This is a genomic window from Devosia enhydra (assembly GCF_900119845.1).
Classification (GTDB): Bacteria; Pseudomonadota; Alphaproteobacteria; order Rhizobiales; family Devosiaceae; genus FPKU01.
This window is the reverse complement of record NZ_FPKU01000003.1, coordinates 600,012-623,281: the sequence shown is the minus strand read 5'-3', so window position 1 is coordinate 623,281 and position 23,270 is coordinate 600,012. Positions and strand designations below refer to the sequence as shown.

General features: G+C 65.9%; 23 protein-coding genes. 12 read left to right on the top strand and 11 right to left on the bottom strand.

The genetic code is table 11. From position 1 onward, the window contains the following. Positions 1 to 91: 91 nt before the first annotated feature. Positions 92 to 1,528: a sensor histidine kinase gene (locus tag BT183_RS17765; protein WP_177282617.1), complete on the bottom strand. Its 1,437-nt coding sequence runs from the start codon at positions 1,526 to 1,528 to the stop codon at positions 92 to 94. 83 nt (positions 1,529 to 1,611) lie between these two features. Between BT183_RS17765 and BT183_RS20580 the strand changes: the two genes are divergently transcribed. From BT183_RS20580 to BT183_RS17745, 5 genes are all read left to right on the top strand, one after another. Next, positions 1,612 to 1,854, top strand: coding sequence for a hypothetical protein (locus BT183_RS20580; RefSeq protein ID WP_143145878.1), 243 nt, complete (start codon positions 1,612 to 1,614; stop codon positions 1,852 to 1,854). A gap of 596 nt (positions 1,855 to 2,450) precedes the next feature. Further along, complete coding sequence (locus BT183_RS17760; RefSeq protein WP_072345958.1) at positions 2,451 to 2,849, top strand: thioredoxin family protein; 399 nt, start codon at positions 2,451 to 2,453, stop codon at positions 2,847 to 2,849. Continuing rightward, the gene (locus BT183_RS17755; RefSeq protein WP_072345956.1) at positions 2,849 to 3,571 is read left to right on the top strand and encodes a cytochrome c biogenesis CcdA family protein; all 723 of its coding nucleotides are present in this window, start codon (positions 2,849 to 2,851) and stop codon (positions 3,569 to 3,571) included. The genes BT183_RS17760 and BT183_RS17755 overlap by 1 nt, the downstream gene beginning before the upstream one ends. A gap of 19 nt (positions 3,572 to 3,590) precedes the next feature. After that, positions 3,591 to 4,493 (top strand): sulfurtransferase, encoded by a 903-nt coding sequence (locus tag BT183_RS17750; protein WP_072345954.1) that lies wholly within the window; start codon positions 3,591 to 3,593, stop codon positions 4,491 to 4,493. 195 nt (positions 4,494 to 4,688) lie between these two features. Continuing rightward, positions 4,689 to 5,357: a DJ-1/PfpI family protein gene (locus BT183_RS17745; RefSeq protein WP_072345952.1), complete on the top strand. Its 669-nt coding sequence runs from the start codon at positions 4,689 to 4,691 to the stop codon at positions 5,355 to 5,357. Here BT183_RS17745 and BT183_RS17740 read toward each other — a convergent pair. The 3 genes from BT183_RS17740 to def all read right to left on the bottom strand — a co-directional run bounded on the left by BT183_RS17740 (position 5,354) and on the right by def (position 7,991). Next, on the bottom strand, positions 5,354 to 6,610 hold the full coding sequence (locus BT183_RS17740) for a hypothetical protein (RefSeq protein WP_072345950.1): 1,257 nt from the start codon (positions 6,608 to 6,610) through the stop codon (positions 5,354 to 5,356). The two genes, BT183_RS17745 and BT183_RS17740, sit on opposite strands and share 4 nt — an antisense overlap. A 91-nt stretch (positions 6,611 to 6,701) precedes the next feature. Beyond that, on the bottom strand, positions 6,702 to 7,442 hold the full coding sequence (locus BT183_RS17735; RefSeq protein WP_072345948.1) for a type 1 glutamine amidotransferase: 741 nt from the start codon (positions 7,440 to 7,442) through the stop codon (positions 6,702 to 6,704). Positions 7,443 to 7,478: 36 nt separating this feature from the next. After that, positions 7,479 to 7,991 carry a peptide deformylase gene (gene def / locus BT183_RS17730; protein WP_072345946.1) on the bottom strand — a complete coding sequence of 171 codons (513 nt, stop codon included), beginning with the start codon at positions 7,989 to 7,991 and terminating at the stop codon, positions 7,479 to 7,481. Between the two features lie 140 nt (positions 7,992 to 8,131). Here def and BT183_RS17725 point away from each other — a divergent pair, with 140 nt between their 5' ends. Beyond that, positions 8,132 to 9,247 (top strand): DNA recombination protein RmuC, encoded by a 1,116-nt coding sequence (locus BT183_RS17725; RefSeq protein WP_072345944.1) that lies wholly within the window; start codon positions 8,132 to 8,134, stop codon positions 9,245 to 9,247. On the opposite strand, the gene msrB is transcribed toward BT183_RS17725, so the two are convergent. The 4 genes from msrB to BT183_RS17705 form a co-directional block, all read right to left on the bottom strand. Next, positions 9,248 to 9,760 carry a peptide-methionine (R)-S-oxide reductase MsrB gene (gene msrB, locus BT183_RS17720; RefSeq protein ID WP_072345942.1) on the bottom strand — a complete coding sequence of 171 codons (513 nt, stop codon included), beginning with the start codon at positions 9,758 to 9,760 and terminating at the stop codon, positions 9,248 to 9,250. Between the two features lie 240 nt (positions 9,761 to 10,000). Next, the gene (locus BT183_RS17715) at positions 10,001 to 10,567 is read right to left on the bottom strand and encodes a fasciclin domain-containing protein (protein WP_072345940.1); all 567 of its coding nucleotides are present in this window, start codon (positions 10,565 to 10,567) and stop codon (positions 10,001 to 10,003) included. Between the two features lie 134 nt (positions 10,568 to 10,701). Next, positions 10,702 to 12,594 carry an ABC transporter ATP-binding protein gene (locus BT183_RS17710; protein ID WP_072345938.1) on the bottom strand — a complete coding sequence of 631 codons (1,893 nt, stop codon included), beginning with the start codon at positions 12,592 to 12,594 and terminating at the stop codon, positions 10,702 to 10,704. After that, a complete protein-coding gene (locus BT183_RS17705) occupies positions 12,594 to 14,438 on the bottom strand; it encodes an ABC transporter ATP-binding protein (RefSeq protein WP_072345936.1) in 1,845 nt (614 codons plus the stop codon). Before BT183_RS17705 ends, BT183_RS17710 begins: the two co-directional genes overlap by 1 nt. Positions 14,439 to 14,644: 206 nt before the next feature. Between BT183_RS17705 and fmt the strand changes: the two genes are divergently transcribed. Both fmt and truA read left to right on the top strand, forming a co-directional pair. Beyond that, positions 14,645 to 15,571, top strand: a complete 927-nt coding sequence (gene fmt / locus BT183_RS17700) for a methionyl-tRNA formyltransferase (protein ID WP_072345934.1) — start codon at positions 14,645 to 14,647, stop codon at positions 15,569 to 15,571. A 12-nt stretch (positions 15,572 to 15,583) separates the two neighbouring features. After that, the gene (gene truA, locus BT183_RS17695; protein WP_072345932.1) at positions 15,584 to 16,321 is read left to right on the top strand and encodes a tRNA pseudouridine(38-40) synthase TruA; all 738 of its coding nucleotides are present in this window, start codon (positions 15,584 to 15,586) and stop codon (positions 16,319 to 16,321) included. On the opposite strand, the gene BT183_RS17690 is transcribed toward truA, so the two are convergent. From BT183_RS17690 to dapD, 3 genes are all read right to left on the bottom strand, one after another. Then, a complete protein-coding gene (locus BT183_RS17690) occupies positions 16,315 to 16,914 on the bottom strand; it encodes a hypothetical protein (RefSeq protein WP_143145876.1) in 600 nt (199 codons plus the stop codon). The two genes, truA and BT183_RS17690, sit on opposite strands and share 7 nt — an antisense overlap. Positions 16,915 to 17,017: 103 nt before the next feature. Next, positions 17,018 to 18,181 carry a succinyl-diaminopimelate desuccinylase gene (dapE, locus tag BT183_RS17685; RefSeq protein ID WP_072345928.1) on the bottom strand — a complete coding sequence of 388 codons (1,164 nt, stop codon included), beginning with the start codon at positions 18,179 to 18,181 and terminating at the stop codon, positions 17,018 to 17,020. 36 nt (positions 18,182 to 18,217) lie between these two features. After that, a complete protein-coding gene (gene dapD, locus BT183_RS17680; RefSeq protein ID WP_072345926.1) occupies positions 18,218 to 19,063 on the bottom strand; it encodes a 2,3,4,5-tetrahydropyridine-2,6-dicarboxylate N-succinyltransferase in 846 nt (281 codons plus the stop codon). A gap of 148 nt (positions 19,064 to 19,211) precedes the next feature. Between dapD and BT183_RS17675 the strand changes: the two genes are divergently transcribed. The 4 genes from BT183_RS17675 (at position 19,212) to hisG (ending at position 23,263) form a co-directional block, all read left to right on the top strand. Next, positions 19,212 to 19,847, top strand: a complete 636-nt coding sequence (locus BT183_RS17675) for a DNA-3-methyladenine glycosylase I (RefSeq protein ID WP_072345924.1) — start codon at positions 19,212 to 19,214, stop codon at positions 19,845 to 19,847. A 112-nt stretch (positions 19,848 to 19,959) separates the two neighbouring features. After that, a complete protein-coding gene (gene hisS / locus BT183_RS17670) occupies positions 19,960 to 21,402 on the top strand; it encodes a histidine--tRNA ligase (protein ID WP_072345922.1) in 1,443 nt (480 codons plus the stop codon). Then, on the top strand, positions 21,399 to 22,484 hold the full coding sequence (locus BT183_RS17665) for an ATP phosphoribosyltransferase regulatory subunit (protein WP_072345921.1): 1,086 nt from the start codon (positions 21,399 to 21,401) through the stop codon (positions 22,482 to 22,484). Before hisS ends, BT183_RS17665 begins: the two co-directional genes overlap by 4 nt. Next, on the top strand, positions 22,481 to 23,263 hold the full coding sequence (gene hisG, locus BT183_RS17660; protein WP_072345919.1) for an ATP phosphoribosyltransferase: 783 nt from the start codon (positions 22,481 to 22,483) through the stop codon (positions 23,261 to 23,263). The genes BT183_RS17665 and hisG overlap by 4 nt, the downstream gene beginning before the upstream one ends. Positions 23,264 to 23,270 lie beyond the last annotated feature (7 nt).

The following is a 23,270-nucleotide window of genomic DNA, read 5'->3' as shown; positions in this document are numbered from 1 at the left end:
CGACAGGGCGGACGTTTATAACGCGAATGGCCCCTTGGCAAGCGTCGATTTCGATTGTTCGCGCGTGCCATTCACATTGATACACGTGAAATCACGCAGCCACACGTGTGGCCGCCGGAAAAACCACCTCGAACCGCGTGCCGACCGGCTGATCGACATGGCGCAGCCGCCCGCCCTGGCCCTCGCTGAGCTCGCGCGCGATGGCAAGGCCGAGCCCGGTGCCGCCGGCGCGGGCCGAGCCCTCGAAGGCGACGAAGAGGTTTTCGCGGGCCCGCGGGGGCAGGCCCGGACCGTTGTCGAACACCCCGATGACGATGCCCTCGCCGGTCTCGGCGACATCGACCCCGACCTCGGGCGCGGTGCCCGGGGTGCTGGACTGGGCCTCGAGCGCCTCGCGGGCGTTCTTGATGAGATTGGCGAGGATGCGGGTGAGCTGGCCGGGATCGAGACGCAGCACCAGCGTGTCTGGCACGCGATTGGCGAAGGCGACGCGGGGGTGGCCGGCAAAACCGGCTTCAAGCGCCGCCTCTTCGACGAGGGTGCGCAGCACGATGGGCACGGGCCGCGGCGGGGTGGCGCTCTGGCGGCCATAATCGAGCACCGACTGGGCAAAGCCGATGGCCCGGTCGATCGACTGCACGAGGCGCGGCACGAGCCGCTGCACCTTGGGGTCCTCGACATCGGCGACCTGATCGGAGAGCAGCTGGGCCGAGGTGAGGGTGTTGCGCAGATCATGGTTGATCTTGGCGACGGCGAGCCCGAGATCGGCCAGGTGCCGGCGCTGGCGCAGGAGCGAGAAGATGTCGCGCTCCATGGCGGCCAGCTCCTCCTCGAGCACGCCGATCTCGTCCCGCCGCGACGAGGGGGCGATGATGAGGCTGGCATTTTCGGGCGCCTGCCGGAAGCCCACGAGATTGCCGGTGAGCCGCCTGATGGGCGCGATCAGGATGATGCGGGCAAAGACATAGAGCACCGCCGCCGTCATCACCGCGACCAGCAGGGAGAGAAAGAAGATGTTGCGCGAATAGATCAGCAGATCCTGCCGCAGGGGCGCCTCGGGCATCAGCACCTCGACCACCCCCCCCGCCTCGTCCTCGGGCTCCCCGATGATGCGCAGCACGCGGTTGGAGCCGAGGATCAGGGTATCGAGCCCACCGCCCACAAGGCTCAGCGGATCGCGCTGGCGGGTATCGATGGTCACCGCCTCGCGCGGCATTTCGGTATCGGCGAGGGTGAGGAGCTGGCTCTGTCCCTCGCGGCGATAGACGATGGCGACGGCCCCGGCCGACACCAGCAGCCTGTCGGTGAGCTCGGGCGGCACCGCCATGATGTCGGGCACCGCATCGAGCACCCGGGCGGCAACCACCCCGACGCGCAGCTTGTCATCGAGCCAGCGCACGCGGAAATTGGCCGCCGACGGCAGGTAGATGATGATCTCGACCAGAAGGATCACCACGACGATGGTGGCGATGAGCTTGAGGGACAGCCCGGCAAAGGGGCCCGGCATCGCGCGGGTGTCGTTGGCCATGGGCCTGATCATAAAGGGGTTATGCTAGGGGAACAAGGCGCGGTCGGGGCGGGTGGATGCGTAACGCGCGAGGGGCGATTTGGTTGGCAGAGACGATCCATGGCCTTGCGATGGTAATGAGGGCGTCGGGCCATGCCCTCAAGGGTGGCGAAGGGGATGTCAGCTCGCGTCGGACATCAATTGGCGCGTCGATCAGCTGTGACGACATCGTGCCGATCACCAGCTTTGGTAACGCCTGGCGCGGCAACAATTTCGCGGTCATGCCTTTGGCTCGGCGACACCGCAACTGCGATGTTCAGGAAATTCGGTATCCCGTCGCTCAATGATCTTCGGCCACTTCGCACCTTCGCTGTCGACGCGATGCGGCGCACTCGCGTTCAAGCTCGGCGAGGCGGTTGAGAAGAGGCTTACTGGACTTGGGACAGACAAGAACGCGGCGATGTGTGCTTGCCCGTCCCAAGCAATGACATGTCTGCCGTCACGGAGCCGGGCTGACTGGCGCTGGCGAACACGGCGAGTAGGCCAGGGGGTCCTCCGCCACAGGTGCTGGCGAACAGGGTGAGTAAGCGAGGGGATCAGCCTCGCCTACCGTCGCAAGCGGAGCGGGCGGGACACGATTGCTCTGCACTGCCACCACGGTTCCAGCGACGGCGGCACCGGCAGCCAGGGCTGCGCCGAAAAGCAGGGTCCTGCGATTGGTCATTGGGTAGGGTCCTTCCGTCTGGGGGTTCGGATCGCCGGCGATGCGCCGGCTCTTAAAAGGCCGGTTCAGCCAGATTGCACCTCACTCCAGCTAACGCAACACATATGACTATCAAGTAGATAGACTTTCTAAGTTTTGGGCCGAATTCGGCATGGCTGACCTCGAATGGCGGGCGATGTTTTGCGAATTTGTGCGCGGAATTTATCGTGAGTGCTCACCATGTTGAATCGGCGTGCTTTTCTGGCAGCCTCAACCCTGCTCGTGGCTTCTGGCATCACCGCCCGTGCCCAGGATCGTAGCGAAGCCAATGCCCTTGCCTACGAATCCATCGACCAGTTGCGTGCGATTGCGGCCCAAGGCCCGGCCATTGTCTACTTTCACGCTGAATGGTGCCCCACCTGCCGCGCTACGATGGTCTCGTTCCGCGGACGCTGGCCAGAAGTGCAGCCGGGCATAACGCTCATCATTGCCGATTACGACACTGAAACCGACCTCAAGACGCGTTACGGCGTCACCTATCAGAACACCTATGTGCAGGTTGGCGTAAATGGCGAGAAGCTCCAGATCTGGAATGGCGGCGGCATCGACGCGCTGAACAGCAAGCCGATTTTCGACTGATGGACGCCTCGATTGTTATCGCCTTCCTGGCGGGCGTCGTCACCGTCGCCTCGCCATGCGTGCTGCCGCTGCTGCCGGTTATTCTCGCCTCTTCCGCGCAGTCGGGGCGTCTGCGGCCATGGGGCGTGCTGGCCGGCTTTGTCGTGTTCTTCACGGCCGTGACCCTGACATTGGCGACAATTGTCAATGCCCTGGGCGTTCACCCTGATGTCGTTCGCATCATCAGCGCCGTAGTCCTGATTGCCTGCGGACTTGTGCTGATCGTTCCACCCCTCAGCCGGCTCTTCGAGCGCTCGACCGGCAGCCTCGCCAATGCGACCCTGCATCTGCCCAATGGCGACGGATTTGGCGGCGGCTTCGTGATCGGCGCCGGCTTGGGCCTTGCCTGGACCCCATGCGTCGGTCCGGTCATGGCTTCGGTTCTGACGCTCGCGATGAACCAGCAGGTTACACTCCAGGCGACCTTGATCACTCTGGCGTTTTCGCTAGGCACGGCACTGCCAATGATTGCTGTCATCTTCGGCGGCAGGGCTGTGCTGAGGCGCTTTTCGATCCTCCAGGCGCACGGCGACCGCATCAAGCAGGTCTTTGGCCTGCTCCTCATCCTGGTCGGTGTTTTTCTGCTCACCGGCTTTGACCGCACCATCCAGCTCTGGCTGTTCGATCTGTTCCCTCATTGGGAAGAGACCCTGACCGGATGGGAATATTCCCTAGCCAACTGAACCCAAAGGAGACTTCGCAATGAAACTGAAAACCCTCGCCGTTTTTGCCGCCCTGGCCTCGAGCCTTACACTGTCCACAGCCGCCCTGGCCCTGCCCGCGATCCTGCAGCAGAGCGAAGGCCTGGGCGCCTATATAAGTCTGGATCAGCTCAAGGGCCTCGGGGACGACGTCGTGCTCGTCGATATCCGCACCGCCGATCGCTATGCTGCTGGACACATCCCCGGCGCCATCAACATCCCGCGCGAATTCATCGAGACCCCTGACGTCAATGGCGTCATCGGCGAAACCAAATCCTATGAGGAACTCGAGCCGATCCTTGCGGGCTATGGCCTCAGCTACGACCAGACCATCGTCGTCTATGGCGAATTCGATGCCAATCCGCTCAGCCCCGACTCGGCGCGCTTCCCCGGCAAGATCTATGTTTCGCTCGATCAGGCCGGCTTCCCCAACGTCCATATCCTGAGCGGCGGTTTCGACGTCTGGGATGGCTACGTCACGACCGAAGCGACGGTGCTGCCGCCTTCGGATCTGAAGCTCACCGACACCAAGCCCTACATCGTGCAGAAGGACTATGTGCTTGCAGCGCTCGAAGGCGGTGAGGCATTCGTGCTCGATGCCCGCGGCACCGCCGGCTACGATCGTGGCCACATTCCGGGCTCGCTCAACGTGCCGATCGGCCTCTTCTCCGATGCCAATACGCTCAAAGAGGATATCGATGGCCTCGTCGCCCGCCTAGCCGAGCTTGGCATTGAAAAGGATGACGAGATCATCACCACCTGCGGCTGGGGCTGGGCGGCTTCAGATCTGCTCGCGATCCTCAAGGATCTCGGCTACAGCAATCTCAAGCTCTATGACGGCTCCTGGACCGAGTGGGTGCAGGACCCCAACCTGCCCAAGGCCGGCACAGATTTCGCCGCTTGATCTGATCGGTCGCCGACCGTGAAACCCTTCGCCCTCCCCGCACAGGGGAGGGTAGAAAAGGCGGTATAGCGATAGACCTGGAATGGCAGATGCTCTTGTGATTTGATGGCTGCATTAGTCATTTGGAGCGATAACCCGCGCATCTCCAATATTCTGTTCGCGCCTTTTGGGAGTTTTGTGTTGTAGTTCGGGCTTTTGCTGTTTCCGCGCCTTACCCAGCTTGACCTGACCGCACCGCTCGAAGTGTTCGGGCGCATGGCAGGGGTGGAGATATCGCTGATCTGGAAGACGCTCGACCCGGTGGCTTCGGATCGGGGGCTGAGGCTTTTGCCCACCCACACATTCGAAGCGGCGCCGGCACTCGATCTGATCTGCGTTCCGGGCGGGCCGGGACAGATCGACCTGATGGATGACGCCGAAACGCTCGCGTTTCTGCGCGCCATGGCGCCGAAGTGCAGGTGGGTGACATCGGTATGCACGGGATCGCTGGTGCTGGCGGCGGCCGGGCTGCTGACGGGCTATCGCGCCACATCGCATTGGTCCTCAATCGACCAGCTGGCGCTATTCGGTGCCACTCCGGTGAGCGAGAGAGTGGTGCGGGACCGCAATCGCATCACCGGGGCGGGAGTGACCTCGGGGATAGATTTCGGGCTAGCGGTTGCGGCTGAAGTTCTGGGAGCCGAGGCGGCCAGCAGGATTAGGTTACAGATTGAATACGACCCGCCTGCGCTGCCCGGGGGCTCACCAGCCACGGCAGACCCGGCGGTGCTGACGCCGGTTCAGCAGGCCATGGCAGGGTTCATCGCAAAGCGCCGCGCAGCATCGGAAGCCGCCGCGCGGCGGCTCCACGCGCATCAAACCTAGCTCCCCGTGCCCTTGCGCACCAGCCAGGTGTAATAATTGCTGAATTTGCCGGGGCGGTAGCGGGCCTGGAAGAAGTCTCGGTCGTCGGCGGGGCGGGGGGAGACGAAGAGTTCAGCGTAATCGCCCTGGGTGAAGGCGGTGAGGGCTTCGGTCGCTTCGGGGGGGAAATCGAAGCATGGGGCGCCAAGGCAGGTGGCGCTCGACCTCACGCCCTCGAACATCGTGGTGCCCGCGCGCCAATCCTCGCGATCGAACATCTCCCATGAGCTCACGGCCGAGGGCAGCGGCGTGGTGCGCGCATAGAGCCGCACGGTGGCATTGGTGAGATGGGCCAGCGCCGCATCGCCAAAGAACATCACCCGCAACCCGCCATCGGGCGAAAGGCCTGTGGCGCTCGAGAGCTCGACGCGATCGGCCTGCGTGTCATTGTCGGGCTCGGGATCGAACAGCAGGTAGCTAGGGCCTTCGACGATGGTGAGCGGGGGCTCGGCGCCGGCGGGATGAACGAGCTGGGCCAGCGTGCGATCGCCCACCACGAACGGCCGCACGAGAAGCCCGCTGGCTTCGGCCGCGACCTCGAAATGCACCTTGCGTAGCGCGTCGCCGCCCTCCATGCGCAGGCTGGAATTCTTCATCATCGCATCGGGATCGGTGATCATCGTGCCCAGCGTGGTGCCCAAACCGAAGCCGCCCTGCCCGAAGGGGTTGGCGGCGGGCAGTTCGCTTGAGGCGATCTCGCGCTGGCGGGCGGCGAAGGTATCGAAGCCCTCGCCATAGAGCTGGCGCAGATAGGCCTCGAAGCCCTGCGAGGCGAGCACCTGCTGGTTATCGATCTTGAGCCGCTCGAGGCTGCCCTCTGGCATCTGCGCGAAATGGAAGGCGAGCGCGAGATCGCGATAGATCTCCTCGGCGGCGCGGGCCTTGGCGGGCAGCAGATAGGCGTAGGCGGCCTGGGTGCAGCCGGCAGCGGCCACGGCGGCATCGACCTTGGCGGTCTGCTCGGCGAGCCAGGCATTATAGTCGGGCTCGGTGAGGCGCCCATCGAGGGAGAGGCGGTTCTGGCTGGTCTGGCCCAGATAGTCGGCTGCGGCGGCGAGCGTGCGCTCATGCTCGAAATATTTGAGCCCGCCACAGGCAAGGTTGATCTTTTCGGCCGCCTTCATGACGATGTAATCATCGAGAGGGGCGGCAAGAGCGGCCGGGCTCAGGCCCAGTAAAAGCCCCAAGGCTGCAAGAGACCGCGCCACATTCATCTGTCATCACCCCCATGAAGTACCACGAGCGTGCCATTGCGGCGGCCCGTGCGCAAGGTGCCGCGTGGCACCGCTCGGGGGTGAGACGCGCTCAGGGGCGCGAGGCTTGGGGGGATTTTTGCGCGGCGGCGGCGATGAGCCAGTCGGCGAGCCAGCGGCCCATGGCCGGGCTGTCGGAGGGGGTTGTGAAGCTTGCGAGCGCCGCATCGACCACCGCATCGGGGGCGCGGCCGCGCCTGAGGTCGGCGAGCGCAATGGCGTAATCGTCGGCGAATTCCGGATGGGGCTGGAGCGTCACGACGCGGCCATTGCGATAGGCGAGGCCGTCATTGGGGGTGAAGGGCGAGGCAAGGAACACCTCGGCCTCGGCGGGGGGCACGATCACCTGATCCTGATGCGAGCAGAGGATGGAAACGCTTTCGCCGACGCCGGGGAGGAAGCCGGGCGCGCCGACGACGCGATAGGCGTGCCGGCCCATGCCCCAGCCCTTTTCGGATTTGCGCACCTCGCCGCCCAGCGCATCGGCGATGATCTGGTGGCCAAAGCAGATGCCGAGCATGGGCAGATCCGCCGCATAGGCCGCGCGGATGAAATCGCGCAAGGGATCGAGCCAGGGCAGGGGATCGTAGACGCCGGCGGGGGAGCCGGTGATCAGCACCGCATCGAGCGTTTGAGGCTCGGGCAGGGGATCGCCGCGATGCACCGCAATGGTCTGGGTGGCTACGGGGCGGCCGGCGCGCGCGAACATTTGGCCGAACATGTCGGCATAGGGGACGAAGCGGTGGCGCAGCGGTTCGGGAATCTCGCCGGTCTCGATAATGGTGAGGTTCATGCCCGACGCTCCCGCTTCACCGCCGCGCGATAGGCATCAGCCGGCGCGGCGGGCCTGCTTTTCGAACTTCTTGAGCACCCGGTCGCGCTTGAGGCGGGAGAGATAGTCGATATAGAGCACGCCATCGAGATGGTCGATCTCGTGCTGGACGCAGACCGCGAGACGATCGGTGGCGTGCTTTTCGACTTGCTTGCCCTCGAGATCGGTATAGCGCACCGTGATTTCGGCGGGGCGCTCGACCTCGTAATAGAGCTCGGGGATGGAGAGGCAACCTTCCTCGGTGATGGCGGTCTCCTCGGAGACCTCGACGATCTCGGGATTGATCATCACCAGGGGATCGTTGGGCTCATCCTCGGCGGAGAGGTCCATCACCACGATGCGCTTCATTTCCCCGATCTGCGGACCGGCGAGCCCAATGCCGGGCGCGTCATACATGGTGTCGAGCATGTCCTGCGCGAGGGCGCGCACATCGTCGTCCACCATCTCGATGGGATCGGCAACGGCGCGCAGCCGCTGATCGGGCAGGACGAGAATGGGGCGCTTGGCCATGGCAACAACCTTCCGCTCGGGACGAGTGCTCAATATGGTAATCGGCCCTGCGCGGTCAACTGCAAGGCAAGGGTACAACGGAGCTGTCCTGCCGAGTTAAGAGGAACAAAGGGTAAACCCGAATCGGCTAGGGTCCGGCCATGGACACCGTGCTTCTCGATTTCGGCTCAGGCCCCGTGACATTGGCGATGGCGCTGCCGGCGCTGGTCGGGGCCGCCGGGCTGCTGCTGCTTGTCATGCTGATCATGCATCTGCGCGAGGCGAGGCGGCGCGCGGCCGCCACAGAGGACACCGGGCGGGCGCTTGAGGATCTGATGCGGGCCCAGGCCGAGATGACCGGGCGCATGCAGACCATGGCGGAAATCTTCGGCACCCGCACATCGGACCTCGCGCGGCTCGTCAATGAACGGCTCGACAGCCACGGCCACAGGCTGGGCGAGGCGATGCGCCAGACGACGGCGCGCACGGAGGACAGCCTCGGCAAACTCGGCGAGCGGCTGGCGGTGATCGACCGGGCGCAGGCGACCATCACCCAGCTCTCGGGCGAGGTGGTGTCCTTGCAGCAGATCCTCGCCAACAAGCAGACGCGCGGCGCCTTCGGGCAGGGGCGGATGGAGGCGATCATCGCCGATGCGCTGCCGATGGGGGCCTACAGCTTCCAGCCCACGCTCTCCAATGGCAGCCGGCCCGACTGCATGATCGGCCTGCCCAATGGCGCGCCCGGCCTCGTGGTGGATGCCAAGTTTCCGCTCGAAAGCTGGCAGCGCTTCCATGCGGCAGAGGATGAAGGGGAACGGCAGAAGGCGGCGGCGGGCCTAAGGGCGGACATGAACGTGCATGTTCGCGCCATCGCGGAGAAATACCTGATCGCCGGGGAAACCCACGACCTCGCCTTCCTCTTCGTGCCCTCGGAGGCGATCTTTGCCGATCTCAACGAGCAGTTCGAGGATGTGGTGCAGCGGGCGGCGCGCGCCCGGGTGGTGATCGTCTCACCGGCGCTGCTGCTGCTGTGCGTGCAGGTGGTGCAGGCGCTCTTGCGCGACGTGCGCATGCGCGAACAGGCCCATCTGATCCAGGCCGAGGTGCAGGAGCTGCTGGCCGATCTGGGGCGGCTCGACGACAGGGTGCAGAAGCTGCGCAGCCATTTCGGGCAGGCCCAGGCCGACATCGATCAGGTGCTGGTCTCGACGCGCAAGCTTGCCAAGCGCGGCACACGCATCGAGACGCTCGATTTCAGCGGCGAGGACAGCGCCTGATCAGGCCGTGGCGGGCTTGAAGGTCAGCGAGACCCCGTTGATGCAGTAGCGCAGGCCGGTGGGGGGCGGACCATCGGGGAAGACATGGCCCTGGTGGCCGCCGCAATTGGAGCAGTGCACTTCGGTGCGCACCATGCCATAGGCGCGGTCTTCGGCCTCGCCGATGGCGCCGGGCAGGGGCTGGTAGAAGCTCGGCCAGCCGGTGCGGCTGTCATATTTGGTGGCGGAATCGAACAGGGCCTGGCCGCAGCCGCGGCAATGGAAGATGCCGGCCCGCTTCTCCTCATTGAGCGGAGAGGTGAAGGGACGCTCGGTACCCTCCTGGCGCAGCACGTCGAATTCAAGCTCGGAGAGCTGGGCGCGCCATTCCTCATCGGTGCGCGTGAACGGGAAGGGGCCCTTTTCCACCGCCGCATGTGCGACCCCCGGCAGAAGGCCGCCGCGCAGGGCGTAGGCGGCAAGCCCGAGAGCAACGAGGCCCGCGCCGCCGAAAAGCACATCACGTCTGTTCATCGCACTGCTCCCTCAAGGCGTCTGCCGGCGAAGCGGCTGGTATTCGCCCGCCGAAAGACGCGACACGACACTTGTCAGTCCCGCACCGCCCCTGCCGGAGGGCGAGGCGGTGCGGGACGTTTCGAGGTGCAGCAATAGGGCATGGGCTGGATTGCTGCACGTCAAAACCCCGTGTGGGGCGGAGCCGCGGTCAGAGGCTGGGGCGACCGCGGCTCCGTGCCACCGGGGATGGGCAGATGCTTAGGACTTGGGGGTCAGCACCGCGTCGATGACGTGGATGACGCCGTTGGACTGGCGCACATCGGCGATGGTGACATTGGCGGTGGTGCCGTTCTCGTCGGTGACGGTGACCTTGCCGTCGGCCGCCTTGAGGGTCAGCACGCAGCCGCCCACGGTGTCGACCTTGTGTTCGCCGCCATCATCCATGACCATCTTGGTGATGTCGGTGGAGAGCGCCAGAGCCGGGATGACGTGGCAGCCGAGCACGGTCTGCAGCATCTCCTTGTTCTCGGGCTTGAGCAGCGTATCGACGGTGCCGGCCGGCAGCGCATCGAAGGCGGCATTGACCGGGGCGAGCACGGTGAACGGGCCGGGGCCCGACAGCGTATCGACGAGGTCGGCGGCCTTGACGGCGGCAACCAGCGTGGTGTGATCGGCCGAATTCACCGCATTCTCGATGATGTTCTTGTCGGCGAACATGGCGGCGCCGCCAACCATCGGATTGTCCTGGGCCAGGGCGTGCCCGGCGGCGAGGGACGTGCCGGCGAGGGCGACGAGCGCGAGGGCGCGGAGGCTGTTGCGGATCATGGGAGTTCCTTCCTTGTCGTCCCCTTGATTTTGTCGTGCGTTGGGGACGCCGGTAAGGACGAGGCCGCGAGGCCGGAAGTTTCGGCCTCGCAAATCCGTGATCGGAAACGGAATTTGGGCAGCGGAGGCGGGGCTCAGCTCGTCGAGGGTGCGCTGTCGTCCTGCGTGCCGGGAAGGTCGTCGAAGGACGAGTAGTTCATGGTGTAGAGCTTGGCATAGAGCCCGCCCAGCGCCATCAGCTCGTCATGATTGCCGCTCTCGATCATCACCCCGTTCTGGAGCACGATGATGCGGTCTGCCCCACGGATGGTGGCGAGGCGGTGGGCGATGACGAGCCCGGTGCGCCCCTCGAGCAGGCGCACCAGCGCCTTCTGGATCAGCATCTCGGTATAGGAATCGATCGATGCCGTGGCTTCGTCGAGAACGAGGATCTTGGCATCCATGACGAGCGCACGGGCAAAGGACAGCAGCTGGCGCTGCCCCAGCGAGATATTGCCGCCGCGCTGGCCCAGCACCGTGTCGTAGCCCTCGGGCAGGCGGGTGATGAAGTCATGCGCGCCCACCGCCTTGCAGGCATTGACCACATCCTCGCGCGTGGCATCGGCCTTGCGGTAGCGCACATTCTCGAGCACCGTGCCGGTGAACAGGAAGGGCTCCTGCAGCACCATGGCGATCTGGTCCCCGAGGCTCTCCTGGGTGACATCGCGCACATCATGGCCGCCGACTTTGACGGCGCCCGAATCCACCTCGTAGAAACGGTGGACCAGCGACATGGCGCTCGACTTGCCCGAGCCGGTGGGCCCCACAAGCGCGACCGTCTCGCCCGGATTGACGCGGAAGCTGACATTTTTCAGCACCGGCTGGCCGGGACGATAGCTGAAGGTGACGTTCTCGAAAGCCACCGAGCCATCCATGTCGCGATTAAGCACGATGGCGCCGGGCTTGTCGGTGATGGCCACCGGCACATCGAGCACCTCGGCGATGCGCCGGCCCGAGCTCATGGCGCGCTGCATGACCGAATATTGCAGCGTCAGCGAGCGGATCGGATCGAAAAAGCGCTGGATGTAGAAGAGGAAGGCGACCATGACGCCGATATCGAGCGAGGTATCGAGCACCATCGAGCCGCCCACGATGACCACCACCGCCATGGCGATGCCGGTGAGCGTATCGACGATGGGCACCATCACCTGCGCGAATTTGGCGGCGGTGAGATGGGTGCGCAGGTTGGCGAAGCTCTTTTCGTCATAGAGGTCGAAATTGACCTGCTGGCGATCGAGGCTCTGCACCGTGCGGACCCCGTTGATGCCCTCGGCCAAAGCGCCATTGGCGGCCGAATTGGTCTCGTGCGCGGCCATGAAGGAGCGGCGCGCCGGTGGCAGCCAGAACAGCCGGACGATGAACAGGATCGGCATGACCGAGAGCGTCAGCAGCCCCAGCCGCATGTCGAGGCTGAGCAGCACCGCGACGATGCCGATGAGCAGAACGATATCGCCCACCGAGAGCACGGAGGTCTCGAGGAACTCCTGCATCGAGTTGACGTCGCCCTGCAACCGGCTCATCAGCCGGCCGACCTCGGTCTTGTCCATGAACGAGAGTGAGACGCGCTGCAGGTGCGAGAACATCGCGCGGCGCATGTCAAAGAGCACGGTCTCGGCGACTTTGCCCACCACAGTCTCCTGCATATAGGAAGCGGCGGCGTTGACGAGGATGGCGGCGAGGAACGCCCCGACGGCGAGATAGAGCGTGGTGCGGCCTTCGGGTCCAGCGGTGATGCCCCTGTCGATGGCATAGCCGATGATCAGCGGAATGGTGAGCTGCATGCCGGTAAAGACCAGCACCGCGCCCACGGCCAGCCAGATCTTGGCGCGATAGGGATGCACGAAGCTCCAGATGCGGCGGATGATCTTGCCGTCGAAGGCTGTGCCGAAGACCTCTTCTTCCTGCTTTTGCGAGCCCACGACGGCGCGGGGCGGCCGCCCGCGCCGCTCGACATCCTCATCCTCGGAGGGAAGCGCCTGTTCAGCCATCAGCCGGCCTCCCTCAGATCGGCTTCGGGCCTGACCTGCAGGTCGTAAAGCGCGCGGTAGCGGCCGCCAAGGGCCAGCAGTTCATCATGGGTGCCGCGCTCCAGAACCTCGCCATTCTCGATGAAAAGGATCTGGTCGGCATGCATGAGCGCGCCGAGGCGGTGCGATATCACGAGGGTGACGCGATCCTTGGCGAAGCGCTTGATGGCGCTGCGGATGCGGAATTCGGTGCCGGCATCGATGGCGGCGGTCGAATCGTCGAACACCAGCACCGAGGGCCGCAGCACGAGGGCCCGCGCGATGGTGAGGCGCTGGCGCTGCCCGCCCGAGAGCGAGGCGCCGCGTTCGCCCACCACCGTCTTGTAGCCAGCCGGCAGGCCCATGACGTAATTGTGCAGCTGGGCGGATTCGGCGGCCCGCTCGATGCGCGGCTCCTTGGCCCAGGGATCGCCATAGGCGATGTTGTTCTCGATGGTGGTGGTGAAAAGGAAGGGATCCTGCTGCACCACTCCGACGCGGGCGCGCAGCGATTCGAGTGTCACCTCGCGGATATCCTGCCCATCGAGCGTAATGGCACCGCCCGTCACGTCGTAAAAGCGCGGGATGAGGTGCGCGATGGTGGATTTGCCGCTACCGGGCGGGCCGACGATGCCCACCGTCTCGCCGGGCCTGGCTGCAAAGCTCACGCCCTTGAGGATGAGCCGTGTGGGGTCGGAGGGATAGGCGAAATCGACATTTTCAAAGCGCAGCTCGCCGCTTTCGGCCGCGAGCGGACGGGCGCCGGGCCGGTCGCGGATCTCGACATCGGTATCGAGCAGGGCAAAGAGCCGGGCCCCGCAGGTGGAGGCGCGGGCAAAGCCGTTGACCATAAGTCCGAGCTGGCGCACCGGCATCTGCAGGATGGTCATGAAGGTAAGGAATGAGGTGAGGGTACCCACCGTCATTTCGCCCGCAATGACCTTCTCGCCGCCCACCAGAAGCACGAGCCCCATCGACAGGAAGAACGAGAACGTCATCATCGAGGTGGCGCGCACGCGCAGGATCACCCGCTCATGCTGAAGCAGGAGCGCATCGGCGGACGCGCGCTCGAATTTCTCCATCTCATGGCGGCCCCCGGCAAAGGCGCGCACGACGCGGATGCCGCCGAGATTTTCCTCCATGACGCGCGAGAGCACCTGCAGCTTGTCCTGGAGGGTGAGCCAGGTGGCGCGCAGCTGCAGCTGCGAGGCCGAGGAGCGCCAGGCCACGAAGGGCACGAAGGAGAGGGCGAGCAGCCCCAGCACCAGATCGGTCGAGATCAGCAGATAGGCCCCGAGCCCGATCAGCATGCCAAGGAGCACGACGCGCAGCAGGGCGGTGGAAAAGAAGACGCGCACGCCCTCGAGATCGAGCATGCCCACGGTGATGAGGTCGCCCGAATGCACCTTGTCGTGGAAGGAAAAGGGCAGGCGCTGGATCTTTTCATAGACCGCGAGGCGCAGCTCGTGGCCGGTGTGGTGGCCGACGGCCTCGGCATAATAGTTCTGCAAGAGCGTGAAGATGCCGCGCATGACGCTGGCGCCCAACAGCATGAGCCCGGTCATGACGAGCGCCGAAGTGCCGGCATTGCTCTCGAGCACGCCCTGCGCCTGATCGACCGCCTGACCAAGAAGGATGGGGATCGAAAGCTGGAAACTCACCGCCACCACGGTCGAGCCGAGCGCGATCGCCACCTGCCAGGGATGGCGGAGCGTGAGCCCGATGATGCGCCTGATGGTGCCCTGTCCCTGGCCGGCATGCGCCGCACGGACATGGGCGAACGAAACCTCGCGCCGCTCGGCGCTTCCGGTTGGATGGGCTTGCAAAGGAACGGACCAAAAGAAAATTCTGCCCAACCCCGAAGGAGCGGGCAATTGACACTCGCCAGATACTAAAGACCGAATCTTTATGCCCCTTCAAGGGCGAGTGACGGGCGAGATGATGAAAAATGCGTCGCGCTGCCGCTTCCGCGCGCCGCGTTGCCGCGCGACCCCCGATGCTGTAGGCATGCCCCCGTCCCCGGGAGCCGCCGATGCGCATCATCTTCATGGGCACGCCGGACTTCGCCGTGCCAACGCTGACCGAAATCGTCTCCGCCGGCCATGAGGTGGTTGCCGCCTATACCCGCGCGCCCAAGCCGGCCGGTCGCGGACAGGCCGAGCGCCGCTCGCCGGTGCACGAGGCGGCCGAAGGCTTCGGCATTCCCGTCTTCACCCCCAAAAGCCTCAAGGGCGAGGCCGAGCAGCTGGTTTTTGCAAGCCATGGCGCCGATCTGGCCGTGGTTGTGGCCTATGGGCTGCTGCTGCCGAAAGCCATTCTCGAGGCTCCGACGCTGGGCTGCCTCAACCTGCATGGATCGCTGTTGCCGCGCTGGCGCGGCGCCGCGCCGATCCAGCGGGCGGTGATGGCGGGCGATGCACGCACCGGCGTGATGGTGATGAAGATGGATGAGGGGCTCGATACCGGCCCGGTCGGGCTCGTCGATGAAATGCCCATCGGCCCCGACGAGACGGCGGGCGAGGTGCATGACAAGATGATGCTGGTGGGCGCCGACCTGATGGGCCGGGCGCTGGCTGCCATCGAGCGCGGCTCGCTCGACTTTTCCCCGCAGGCCGAAGCCGGCGTGACCTATGCCAAGAAGATCGAGAAGGCCGAGGCCCGCATCGATTGGTCGCTGTCCGCCGAGGCTGTCCACAACCATATTCGCGGGCTTTCGCCCTTTCCCGGCGCGTGGTTCGAGGTGGAGACGGCCAGCGGCCGCCAGCGCGTCAAGGCACTGCGCTCGACGCTGGCCCAGGGGCAGGGGCTGCCGGGGGCGGTGTTGCCCGGACCGGGCCTCGTGATCGCCTGCGGATCGGGGGCGGTGCGTCTCGTCTCCGTGCAGCGCGAAGGGCGTGGCGCCATGGATGCCGAGGCTTTCCTCCGCGGCCTGCCGGCGCGGCCCGAGACGGTTGGCTGAGCCTTAAACCCCGTGCATCGCTACAAGCTCATCATCGAATATGACGGAACCCCGTTTTGCGGCTGGCAGCGGCAGGCGGGGCGGCTTTCGGTGCAGGAGGCGCTGGAAACCGCGATCACCCGGTTTTCGGGCGAGGTCGCGGTCACCCAGGCTGCCGGCCGCACCGATGCCGGCGTGCATGCCTTCGGGCAGGTGGCTCATTTCGATCTATCGACCGAGCGCGACCCCTTCAAGGTGCGCGAGGCGCTGAACTTTCATCTAAAGCCGCATCCGGTGGCGGTGATCGAGGCCGAGGCCGTGCCGCAGAGCTTCGAGGCGCGGTTTTCAGCGCTGGCCCGGCACTACGAATATCGTATCCTCAACCGGCGGGCCCGGCCGGCGCTCGACATGCATCGGGTCTGGCACGTGCCGGTGCGCCTCGATCACGAGGCGATGGACCATGCGGCGGGTCTCATCCTCGGCAAGCATGATTTCTCGACCTTCCGCGCCGCCGAATGCCAGGCGTCATCGCCCATCCGCACCCTCGACCGGTTCTTCGTGCGGCGCGAGGGCGAAATGATCGTGGTGGGGGCTTCGGCCCGCTCGTTCCTGCATTCGCAGGTGCGCTCGATGGTGGGCTCGCTCAAGCTCGTGGGCGAGGGCAAATGGCGGCCGCGCCAGTTTCGCGAGGCGCTCGATGCCGCCGAGCGCGCCCGCTGCGGCCCGCTGGCGCCGCCTGACGGGCTCTACTTCACGCATGTGGATTATTGAGCTCTGGCCGCCTGCTGGGCCAGTTCGGCGGCAAGCTCGGGCGGCAGCGGCAGCGTCATGAGGATGATCAGCAGCCCCACCATGCCCCCCACCAGCTGCGCGATGAGAAAGAGCACGATCTGCCCGACGCTGAGGGTGACCACGAGGCGCGCGATGTTGACCTGGACGATGAGGACGAGCAGCATGATCGCCAGTAGCGTCAGCTCGTTGCCCACACCCAGGAGCGACAGGAGCACCGTGACCATCGTGATGGTGAAGATGGCCCAGTTGTCGGCCACGATATAAGGCACGAGCCCATCCTGCCGGCCGATCTGGCGCAGGACCAGCGCGGCAGCGGCAAGCTGCGCGCCCAGCAGCACGACGAAGGTGATGACCGAACGCAGGGCCGAGCCCCTCGCGCCCTCGATGCCCAGGAGCAGCGGCAGACCCGCATTGATGCCGATGACGGCGAGCAGCGCAATGAAGCTGCCCACCAGCCCGCGATCGGAAAAATCGAACCAGCCGGGGCCCTTGCGATCGCCCATGGCAAGAGCTGCCACCCCGCGCATGGCGGAGAGGGCTTCCTGGACGAGGCTGGGCGAAGGGGCGGACACTGGCGGCAACTTTGCTGCTGGGGATGAGGCTGAGCCCGGTTTAGTGCGCGCCGGGCGCGGCCACAAGCTTCAAGCCGCATGAAAGCGGCAAAAGGGGGGCGGTTCAGCCTTTGAGGTAGCGGGAAAAAAACGCCTCGTAGAGCGCGGTCAGCGCCTCGACATCGGCGATGCGCACCTGCTCGTTGACCTGGTGCATGGTGGGGCCGGGCAGGCCCAGCTCCACCACTGGACAATAGGCCGCAATGAAGCGCCCGTCCGATGTGCCACCGCCGGTCGACAGTTCGGGCGCGCGGCCGGTGCGCGCCTTGATGGTTTCGATGAGGAGCACGACCGGCCCCTCCACCGGGGCGCGGAAGACGCGCGAGGGTCGGCCCAGCCGGTCCACCGATACCCCGGCGCTGCCGGGCTCGGCCTTTGCGATTTGCGCTTTCACCCAGCCATCGAGGGCCTCGGGCGTCCACAGATCGTTGAAGCGGATATTGAACCTGAGGCTGCCCTGCGCCGGAATGACATTGCTGGTGGGATTGCCAACATCGATGCTGGTCAATTGCAGGCTCGAGGGCGGAAAATGCGCGGTGCCCGCATCGAGCGGGGTGCCCGAGAGCGCCGCCCCGATGCGCGAGAGCGCCGGCAGCGGGTTGAGCGCCTTGTCGGGATAGGCCACGTGGCCCTGCTTGCCCGAAACCGTGATGCGGTAGCTCACCGACCCGCGCCGGCCGATGCGGATGACGTCGCCGACTTCGGCGGTGGCCGAAGGCTCGCCCACCACCGCGAAATCGAAGCTGTGGCCGCGTTCAGTCGCCCAGGCGAGAAGCTTGTCGGTGCCGTTGATGGCGTCGGCTTCCTCGTCATTGGTGATGAGCAGCGCCAGCGTGCCCGCCTCGTCCGCCCCGCTTTCGGCCATGCGGGCAATCGCCGCGACCATGGCGGCAAGCCCGCTCTTCATGTCCGCGGCGCCGCGGCCGAACAGCACGCCATCCGAGATGGCGCCCGAAAAGGGATCGCGCGTCCATTTCTCGAGATCGCCGGGGGGCACGACGTCGGTGTGCCCCGCCAGCAGCAGGCGCTTGCCGCCCCGGTCGCGGATGGCGAAGAGATTTTCCACCGTGTAGGAGCCGTCGCCCGAAAACACCGGCCGCTCGACTGAAAAGCCGAGCGCGGTCAGTGCCTTTTCGAGGATATCCAGCACCCCCGCCGTCTCGGGGGTGACCGAAGGCGCGCGCACGAGCGCCTGCAGCAGCGGGATGGGATCGGTCAGGGCCGGCATCGGGGACGTTCCTTGAAGGCGGGGTTTGCGGACGGATCAGTCCCGCAGCAGCTCGTTGATGCCGGTCTTGGAGCGGGTCTGGGCATCCACCGTCTTGACGATGACGGCGCAGTAGAGGCTCGGGCCGGGGCTGCCGTCGGGCAGGGGCTTGCCGGGCAGGCTGCCGGGCACGACGACCGAATAAGGCGGCACCTTGCCGATATGGACCTGGCCGGTGGCGCGATCGACGATCTTGGTGGAGGCGCCGATGAAGACGCCCATCGAGAGCACCGCGCCCTCCCCGATCACCACGCCCTCGACCACCTCGGAGCGGGCGCCGATAAAGCAATTGTCCTCGATGATCACCGGGCCGGCCTGCAGGGGCTCGAGCACCCCGCCGATGCCGACGCCGCCCGACAGATGCACGTTCCTGCCGATCTGCGCGCAGGAGCCGACGGTGGCCCAGGTATCGACCATCGTGCCTTCGCCGACATGGGCGCCCAGATTGACGAAGCTGGGCATCAGCACGACGTTGCGGCCGATAAAGGCCGAGCGGCGCACGATGGCGCCGGGCACGGCGCGGAAGCCGGCGGCGCGGAATTCGGTCTCGCTCCAGCCCTCGAACTTGGAGGGCACCTTGTCCCACCACGGCGCTCCGCCGGGGCCGCCCGGAATGGTCGCCATGTCGTTGAGGCGGAACGAGAGCAGCACGGCTTTCTTGAGCCACTGATTGACGGCCCAGTGGCCATCGGCCTGCTTTTCGGCGACGCGCAGCGTGCCGGCATCGAGACGGCGCAGCGCCGCCTCGACGGCCTCGCGCACGGGGCCGGTGGTGGAAAAGCCGATGCCGTCGCGGGCATCGAAGGCGTCGTTGATGGTCTTTTCCAGCGCGGCGGCGTCCATTGCGGCAAGTCTCCCTTGAGGTCGGGCGGGACATTAGCCGCGCCTTGCCCCGTGTCAACCAAAGGTGTTCGGGCCATGCCCCGATCCGCTTGACGCAGCGTCACCGCCGCTGACACTGCTGGGTCGGGGCGTGCAGGGGGGAGCCATAATGAGCACCGCAATCTCGGACGACACTGTGAGCCGCTGCGACTGGGCCGGGTCGGACCCGCTCTACCAGCAGTACCACGACCGCGAATGGGGCCGGCCGGTCATCGACGACAATAGGCTGTTCGAGAAGATCTCGCTCGAAGGCTTCCAGTCGGGGCTCTCCTGGTTCACCATCCTCAAGAAGCGCGAGCGCTTCCGCGAGGTGTTCTTCGGCTTCGATCCCAACCGGGTGGCGATGATGGGGGAGGCCGATATCGATCGCCTCCTCGCCGATCCGGGCATCGTGCGGCATCGCGGCAAGATCGTCTCCACCATCAACAATGCCGCGCGCGTGCTCGAGGTGCAGGCCGAATTCGGCTCGCTGGCCGCCTATGTTTGGGGGTTCGAGCCGCACGCCAAGACGCGGCCGGCCGCCATCACCCGCGAGGCGGTGCATGCCATGCCGCAGACAGAGGCATCGAAGGCGCTGAGCAAGGACCTCAAGAAACGCGGCTTCAGCTTCGTGGGCCCCACCACCTGCTACGCCTTCATGCAGGCCATGGGGCTGGTCAACGACCATTTCGAGAGCTGCTTCTGCCGGGCCGAAGTCGAGGCCGAACGCCGTGCGTTTACCCGGCCCGATGCGACGGGCCGGTGACGGCACGCCGGCTTTCGGCCGGATTTGAGCCATCCCCGCGCCTTGTCTCGCAAGGGGCGTTGCGATAGGAACGGGCCAGATTTCCGGACCCAAGATCCAAGATTCTCGACCCATGACCGAACCTGCACAGCTGATCGAGCCGCGTCTGCCGCGCGGTCTTGAGGACCGTACGCCTCAGGACATTGCCGCGACCGAGGCGATGATTGCGCGGATCAAGGAGGTCTATCGACGCTACGGCTTCGATCCGGTCGAAACGCCGCTGCTCGAATATACCCAGACGCTCGGCAAGTTCCTGCCCGATACCGACCGGCCAAATGCCGGCGTTTTCTCGCTGCGCGACGATGACGAGCAGTGGATGAGCCTGCGCTACGACCTGACGGCGCCCTTGGCGCGGTTTTTCGCGCAGAATTACGACCGCCTGCCCAAGCCCTATCGCTCCTACCGGCAGGGCTATGTGTTCCGCAACGAGAAGCCGGGCCCCGGTCGCTTTCGCCAGTTCATGCAGTTCGATGCCGATACCGTCGGGGCCGCCGGCCCCGAGGCCGATGCCGAAATGTGCATGATGATGGCCGACACCATGGATGCCCTCGGCCTTGCGGGCAAATATGTCGTGCGGGTCAACAACCGCAAGGTGCTCGACGGAGTGCTTGAGGCGGCCGGCGTCGTCGATGCCGGCCAGAAGCTCACGGTGCTCCGCGCCATCGACAAGCTCGACAAGTTCGGCGTCGAGGGCGTGCGGCTGTTGCTGGGCGCCGGCCGCAAGGATGAATCGGGCGACTTCACCAAGGGCGCGGGGCTCGATGACCGGCAGGCCCTGATCGTTCTGGCCGGCATCGGACAGGGCGGCGACAGTTCAGCCCAGTCTGCCCGCCTCGACGAGGGCCGCGCGGAACTCGCCGCGATGCAATCTCTCTTCGATGCCGCCGGCTATGGCCCCGATCGCATCAAGATCGACCCCTCCGTCGTGCGTGGCCTCGAATATTACACCGGTCCCGTGTTCGAGATCGAACTGACCTTTGCGGTCAGGAACGAAAAGGGCGAGCAGGTGGTGTTCGGCTCGGTGGGCGGTGGCGGGCGGTATGACGGGCTCGTCTCGCGCTTCCGCGCCGATCCGGTGCCTGCGACAGGCTTTTCGATCGGGGTCTCGCGCCTCGCCCATGCGCTCAAGCTCACCGGCAATCTGCCGGCGCACGAGGCCGATGGCCCGGTGGTGGTGCTGGTCATGGATCGGGATCAGGTCGCGAGCTATCAGGCCATTGTGTCCGAACTCCGCCGCGCCGGCATTCGCGCCGAGATGTATCTGGGTTCCTCCGGCATGAACGCGCAGATGAAATACGCCAATCGCCGCAATGCCCCGGCCGTGGTCATCGAAGGCTCCAACGAGCGGGCCCAGGGCGTGCTGACGATCAAGGACATGATCGCCGGCGCCGAGGCGGCCCGCAATTTCACCGACAACGCGACGATGCGCGCCGCCCGGCCGGCGCAGGTCAACATCCCACGGGCCGATCTCGTCAAGACGGTGCGCGACATCATCGGGGCGGGGGCGCAAGGGTGAAGACCGCTTCGGAGCGCCGCGCCGCGCTCAACCGGCTGGTGGAATCGCGCACGGTGACGCGGGTGAGCCCGCCGCTGCTGCTTCCGGCGGGTCCATTCTTCGATCTTGCCGGCGAGGAATTCGGCCGCGCCCTGCTGCTGACCACCGCCAGCACCGGCATCGAATATTGCCTGAGGCCCGACTTCACCCTGCCTATCGCCCAGACCTATATCGAGGACGGGTTGGTCGGCGTGCCGGCCGCCTATACATATTTGGGCACTATCTTCCGCCAGCAGGACGGTCTGCCAGTCGAATTTGAACAGGCGGGCCTCGAACTGCTGGGCCAGCCCGATGCCGGCAATGCGCTCGACCAGGTGCTGACCTTCGCGCGCTGGGCGCTGGCCATCTACGACATCAACGCGCCCTTCGTGCGGCTTGGTGGCGTGGGACTGTTCGAAAGCTTCCTTGCCGCCGCCGATATCTCTCCGGCCTGGCAGGCCCGCATCCGTCACCGCTTCGGCCATCCCGATGCCATGGCGCGTGTGATGGAGCGGCTGTCCATTCCGCGCGAGCGCAATGCGGTGGAGGCCCCGGACGGGCGCGAGGCGGTGATCGAGATCGTCACCGATGCCATGCTACAGGGCGGGCTCAGCCTCGTGGGCGGCCGCACGCCAGAGGAAGTCGCCGATCGCTATATCGAAAAGCAGGCGCTCGATGCCGCGCCGCTTTCGGATGGGACGCTGCAGCTGCTGCAGGATTATCTCGAGGTGGAGGACAGCGCGCCCGCAGCGCTCGACCGCATCTGGTCGCTGACGGCGGCGGCCGGCCTCGATATCGAGGAGCCGATCCAGATCGTGCGCAACCATGCGGCGGCCTTGCAGGCGCTCTCGCCCAAGGCCGACGTGATCTTCGATGCGAGCTTTTCGCCGCGCCTCGACTATTATACCGGCGTCGTCTTCGAGATGACCAATGATGAGGGCGAGGTGCTGGCCTCGGGCGGGGAATATGACCGGCTGCTCGACCGGCTGGGCGCCAGCCAGCCCGTGCCGGCCTCCGGCTGTGCGCTCTGGGTTGACCGGCTCGAGCAGGAGGCGACGCGATGAACACCAGCCTCACCACGCTGGGCAACGGCCCGATGCCGGGCCCGAGCCCCATCGCCGGGGGCGGGCTGGTGCTCGCCGTGCCCTCCAAGGGGCGGCTCGAGGAGTTGACGCGCAAGGCCTTCACCAATGCCCGCATGGCGATTGCCCGGCCGGGCGGGGCGCGTGCCTATATCGGGGCCATCAAGGGCCAGCCGCATGTGACGGTGCGCTTTTATCCCGCGGGCGAGATCGCGCGCGGGCTCATCCATGGCAGCGTCGATATCGGGGTTACCGGCACCGATCTCATCCATGAGGCGGCCGAGAACGGGCCGGAAAACGTCGTCTTCGTGCGCGGGCTGGGTTTCGGGGAGGCCGATGTGGTGGTCGCCGTGCCCGACAGCTGGATCGATGTGACGCACATGGCCGATCTGGCCGATGTCGCCTCCGATTTCCGCGCCCGCCATGGCCGCTGGCTGCGGGTGGCGACCAAATATGTCAATCTGACCCGGCGCTTTTTTGCCGAATACGGCATTGCCGAATACCGCATCGTGGAAAGCGCCGGGGCGACCGAAGCGGCGCCCGCGGCCGGCAGCGCCGATCTCATCGTCGACATCACCTCGACCGGCTCGACACTTTCGGCCAACGCGTTGCGGGTGCTCGATGATGGCGTGATCCTCAAATCCGAGGCCAATCTCATCGTCTCGCGCACCGCCGACTGGACGCCCTTGCGCAAGGCCCAGCTCGAAGCCTTCTTCTCCGTGCTGGGCGGCGTGCCGGCGGGAATTTCAACGCTGCTCTGATGGTGCG

What these genes read in the sequence shown, in the direction of transcription:
- BT183_RS17765 (WP_177282617.1), bottom strand. Translation starts at nt 1,528, where the DNA reads ATGGCCAACGACACCCGCGCGATGCCGGGCCCCTTTGCCGGGCTGTCC.
- BT183_RS17760 (WP_072345958.1), top strand. Translation starts at nt 2,451, where the DNA reads ATGTTGAATCGGCGTGCTTTTCTGGCAGCCTCAACCCTGCTCGTGGCT.
- BT183_RS17755 (WP_072345956.1), top strand. Translation starts at nt 2,849, where the DNA reads ATGGACGCCTCGATTGTTATCGCCTTCCTGGCGGGCGTCGTCACCGTC.
- BT183_RS17750 (WP_072345954.1), top strand. Translation starts at nt 3,591, where the DNA reads ATGAAACTGAAAACCCTCGCCGTTTTTGCCGCCCTGGCCTCGAGCCTT.
- BT183_RS17740 (WP_072345950.1), bottom strand. Translation starts at nt 6,610, where the DNA reads ATGAATGTGGCGCGGTCTCTTGCAGCCTTGGGGCTTTTACTGGGCCTG.
- BT183_RS17735 (WP_072345948.1), bottom strand. Translation starts at nt 7,442, where the DNA reads ATGAACCTCACCATTATCGAGACCGGCGAGATTCCCGAACCGCTGCGC.
- def (WP_072345946.1), bottom strand. Translation starts at nt 7,991, where the DNA reads ATGGCCAAGCGCCCCATTCTCGTCCTGCCCGATCAGCGGCTGCGCGCC.
- BT183_RS17725 (WP_072345944.1), top strand. Translation starts at nt 8,132, where the DNA reads ATGGACACCGTGCTTCTCGATTTCGGCTCAGGCCCCGTGACATTGGCG.
- msrB (WP_072345942.1), bottom strand. Translation starts at nt 9,760, where the DNA reads ATGAACAGACGTGATGTGCTTTTCGGCGGCGCGGGCCTCGTTGCTCTC.
- BT183_RS17715 (WP_072345940.1), bottom strand. Translation starts at nt 10,567, where the DNA reads ATGATCCGCAACAGCCTCCGCGCCCTCGCGCTCGTCGCCCTCGCCGGC.
- BT183_RS17710 (WP_072345938.1), bottom strand. Translation starts at nt 12,594, where the DNA reads ATGGCTGAACAGGCGCTTCCCTCCGAGGATGAGGATGTCGAGCGGCGC.
- fmt (WP_072345934.1), top strand. Translation starts at nt 14,645, where the DNA reads ATGCGCATCATCTTCATGGGCACGCCGGACTTCGCCGTGCCAACGCTG.
- dapE (WP_072345928.1), bottom strand. Translation starts at nt 18,181, where the DNA reads ATGCCGGCCCTGACCGATCCCATCCCGCTGCTGCAGGCGCTCGTGCGC.
- dapD (WP_072345926.1), bottom strand. Translation starts at nt 19,063, where the DNA reads ATGGACGCCGCCGCGCTGGAAAAGACCATCAACGACGCCTTCGATGCC.
- BT183_RS17675 (WP_072345924.1), top strand. Translation starts at nt 19,212, where the DNA reads ATGAGCACCGCAATCTCGGACGACACTGTGAGCCGCTGCGACTGGGCC.
- hisS (WP_072345922.1), top strand. Translation starts at nt 19,960, where the DNA reads ATGACCGAACCTGCACAGCTGATCGAGCCGCGTCTGCCGCGCGGTCTT.
- hisG (WP_072345919.1), top strand. Translation starts at nt 22,481, where the DNA reads ATGAACACCAGCCTCACCACGCTGGGCAACGGCCCGATGCCGGGCCCG.